The sequence below is a fragment of the Erwinia sp. PME.40.26/001 genome (genome assembly GCF_055556675.1).
The window spans coordinates 1-287 of record NZ_JBVHNP010000088.1 but is presented as its reverse complement, the minus strand read 5'-3'; the positions used below and the strand labels follow the sequence as shown (position 1 = coordinate 287).

At 68.3% G+C, this 287-nt stretch carries 1 pseudogene; it reads right to left on the bottom strand.

Features of this window, described 5'->3' with window-relative positions:
* Positions 1-287 (bottom strand): annotated as a pseudogene (locus tag ACZ3HG_RS23345) (MFS transporter); the annotation flags it as partial.

Below are 287 nucleotides of genomic sequence, written 5' to 3'. Positions count from 1 at the left end.
ACCTTCGCGCCGAGGCGGGGGAAGAGCAGGTTCGTCGACAGCTGCGCGGCGACGACGAGCATGACGACCATCGGCAGGAAGGCCAGCCCGGTCTGGATGGGGCTGAACTTCAGCGTCGCCTGCAGGAAGTACGTGACGAACAGGAAGATGCCGAACATACTCGCGCCGGCGATGAGGATCGACAGGTAGGCGGCGGAGCGGTTGCGGTCGGTCAGGATGGCCAGCGGCAGGAGCGGGTGCGAGGCGCGGCGCTGCCACAGGACGAAGGCGGTGAGGAGCACCGCCGC